The following is a 3,515-nucleotide window of genomic DNA, read 5'->3' as shown; positions in this document are numbered from 1 at the left end:
TAGTTCTTGCTGGCACAGATCTTTTCGTGGCCTTCGATGGGTATGAATGTGGGTTCGAGTACGTTGATAGCGCCTTGGTCCACATTGACGCCATTCATCGTGCGTCCCTACAAAAATCAGATAACAAGGCAATGCACGCGACAAGCGCGTGATTGCGGCGTTAAATTTCAGGAAATCACTTTGCAGGAAGCGAGAAAATTTGAAGACTGCCTAACCGAACGACCCAGGCCGAAGGGGATTGACGTACTTTGCGGCTTGAGGCACTTCGCAATAATTACGTATGCAGTTCCCGCCGAGAGATTTAGTGGGATATTTCCAGATAGGTTCCAGTTAGACACTATTGAAGTTGATGGACGAACGCTGGGATTGATCTCGGTTGTGCCATTCATCGATGTCGATTTTACGTCGGCGGTTTTTCCGTTTCCAAAGTTCACTATGGGCCAAACCAACTATCGCATTTACATCATAGATAGGGTCACAGGTGAGAGATGCGTTTGGTTTCTCGGCACTACGCTTGATTCTTGGACCCTAGTAGTCCCAAGGTATTTATGGAATCTACCCTGGCATGCAGGGAAGGTGAAATTTGATTGCCGCCTTAACCAATCGACAGGTTTGTACAAAAAGTATGAAATGACCACCGAGTCCAGCTGGGCAGAAGCGGCGGTTGAATTGCAACAATCAGAAGAAGACACTTTTAATTTACCAGGATTTCCTGACACAGAGTCAGCTCTGGTTTACCTGACGCATCCTCTTGCTGGTTTTTATTATCGTAGAGACGGCAAGCTCGGTACCTATAGGGTTTGGCACAAGGAATTATTGGTAAAGCCAGCGACTCTCAAGTCGGCAAAGTTTGGACTTTTATCTAGGCTTGGAATTGTTTCAGAGTCTGAGCAACTCAATCCATATAGTGTGCTTATCGAGCCTTTGAATGAATTTACCATCTATTTGCCGCCAACTGTCGTCGGCTGAATATTTAACAAGTCGCGCAAGGCGGACGTCCCTAACGGGCCGCCGCTTCGCTTGGCGTTATGGGGTTAGCCCGATTTAAATTATGGATATACACCGAGAACAGATTTGTAGGCTCTGCGGTTGCAAATTTACCGTCGGGGGCATTCTTGAGTTAGCGGACTTCTACTGGCCACGGATAGATGTTTTGGTGTGTAAGTCTCCATGTTGTGAAAAGACCGAAGAGCTTCAGCTTGCTGATGGCCAGATTGAGCGGGGCTACGTCTACGCAGCAGGCGCGCCTCATTTCGCTGGCATGGAGCTTTACAAAGTGCCAGGGCTACGCGTGGCTAAATCATCTCGAGCGATAAAATATACGGTCAGTGGCGCGGAATTCACAGTTAATGCAAAGCCATAACAAATCGCAGCAGTACGCGGCCGATGGCCGCCGGACGTCCTTTTCATTGCGGCTGCGCCTCCATTACAAGGGCGCCGCTGTGCTTCGGCGTTAGCCAAATATGAAAATGAGCCTGAGAGTCCGACGCTATTTAAACGTTTTCTTGTCTGCCACACTGCCATTTTTTGCTGCAGCGGTATTCACTTTGCCGAATTTCTATCTCGGGCTCCATTGGGGGCAGATGAACTGGTTAATGCAACCACTAGCCACCTTTTCGCTTGTTCTTTCACCAGTCACATGGCTTATATTTGTTCTGATGGGTGTAAGTTGGGCGCGCTCCAAAAAACTCCACAAATCCATACCAATAGTGGGTCTATTGATAGGGCCGATAAGCCTTGTGCCTTGGATCACATTCGTTATCCCGTTAATCTTGATGTTGCCTGCGATTGTCTTGGCAGTCCGCCTTGTGATTTATCATCTAGAGGATCCAATTAGTGGGCAGGTGGGCTAACAAGTGACTGTGGTGTCAATTCCATAAATTAAGCCATTTCAGCCCGCCATGATTCTTGGTTTTTGATCATGGTATTGAGCACCACAATCATCTTTCTCATGCAGGCGATGAGGGCGACTTTCGGGATCTTTCCCTGGGCCTTCAGGCGTTCGTAAAAGCGTTTGAAGACCGGGTTGCACTGGATGGATGAGAGCATGGCCATGAACATCACGGTGCGGACTCTGTGGCGGCCACCTCGTATCCTTCGTTTGCCATTTAGCTTGCCACTGTCTCGGTTGATGGGTGCTACGCCAACAAGCGCTGCGATCTCCTTGCGGTTCAGCGAACCGAGTTCCGGGAGTTCACTCAGGAAGGTGTAGGCGAGCACTTTTCCGACGCCTGGCACGCTGGTCATGATCTCCATTTTGCTGCGCCACTGATCCACCTTGGCCACCTCCTGCTCAATCTGTCGGGTGACGGTTTCAATCTGACTCTGGAGCATCCGGAGCATACTTTTGATCGACCGGTGAAGGGGTTTAGGCAGGATCTGGAGGCGGTTTTTCTCCATGGTGGACATTTCCAGAAGCTGAGAACGTCGGACCAGTAAGTCCTTAATCTTCTGGGAGGTTTTGTCTGGAATAGGTTTGAACTCAGGTTTCAGTGTGGCGGCATACTGCGCGATGACCTGGGCATCAATCCGGTCGGTTTTGGCGAGTACGCCAATGGCCTGGGCGTAGCGTCGGACACTGATGGGATTGACGATGATGATCGGCAAACCAGCTTGGTCGCAGGCCTGAACCAGGGCCTGTTCATATCGGCCAGAGGCTTCAACAACGATGCGTTCGATCGAGTAGTTTTTAAGGATACGGACAAAGCGGCGAATATGCGCTTCGGTATTTGGGATGGTGTAGAACTGCCCGGAGGGATGAAGAGCAATGTCCAGATTGGCTTTACCGACATCGACGCCGACATTGACTGGGGTTTGGATTTCCGTGTTGTTCATAATAAGCTGACTCTGCCTTGCTATACGGGCTCGAGGCCCCGATGACTGTTCGAGTTATCGCTTGAGAGTCATGCAGCGCTGCACACTTGTTATCGGTCTCTCGACAGAGGAGCCGGTCAGGCATCGAGCTGCTGCATGAAGGCCCCCAGCGGCCACTGGGGGTGGGCCTCAATTTACCCAAACACGGAAGAAATTATCCATACAAGTGCAGGCACGGCGACGCCTACTACATTGCGCCTTCGGCTCCATTTCGTAGGCGCGCATGCTGCAAGCGTTAAATGGCTCTGCCTTTTTCTGTTTATCGAAGCGTAGAGCCAGTTCATAAATCGGTGCCGGTAGTTGGCGTCGCAGCATCGGGTTCCGTGCCGGATCACATATCCGGCAGCTTCGTTCCTGGTGCCATTATTGGGTAAGGTAGTTGTGGCTGGGCTTTCCCGTTCGTTGTGGGCGGCCACAATCCAGTTTGGGGGTGACTGCAAAGTTTGCGTTCTTGCGGGTGCCAAAAATTCAGTCTGGTTCGCCGGCTCACGCCATGCCAGTAGTTGTGCTGGTGTGTCGCTGTCAATGGCCATTTATTTTGACCCACCTTTGGCCAATAAAATTGACCCACCCTTTATAGTCTAGCTTGTAACTTTCTGCTTCAGTCGATAGCTTTCTCCTCCCAACATAAAGATGTGTGA

At 50.4% G+C, this 3,515-nt stretch carries 2 protein-coding genes; one reads left to right on the top strand and one right to left on the bottom strand.

The annotated features are described in order from the left end of the window. Positions 1-180 precede the first annotated feature (180 nt). Positions 181-969, top strand: coding sequence for a DUF2071 domain-containing protein (locus QPL98_RS19260; RefSeq protein WP_113880739.1), 789 nt, complete (start codon positions 181-183; stop codon positions 967-969). A gap of 912 nt (positions 970-1,881) precedes the next feature. Here QPL98_RS19260 and QPL98_RS19255 read toward each other — a convergent pair. Next, entirely contained in the window at positions 1,882-2,835 is a 954-nt protein-coding gene (locus QPL98_RS19255) for an IS110 family transposase (protein WP_022993296.1), read from the bottom strand. Positions 2,836-3,515: the final 680 nt, after the last annotated feature.

The sequence above is a fragment of the Marinobacter sp. ST-43 genome (assembly GCF_030541085.1).
Lineage (GTDB): Bacteria > Pseudomonadota > Gammaproteobacteria > Pseudomonadales > Oleiphilaceae > Marinobacter > Marinobacter nauticus.
Note: the sequence above shows the minus strand (reverse complement) of the source record. Positions and strands in the feature narration are given on the sequence as shown.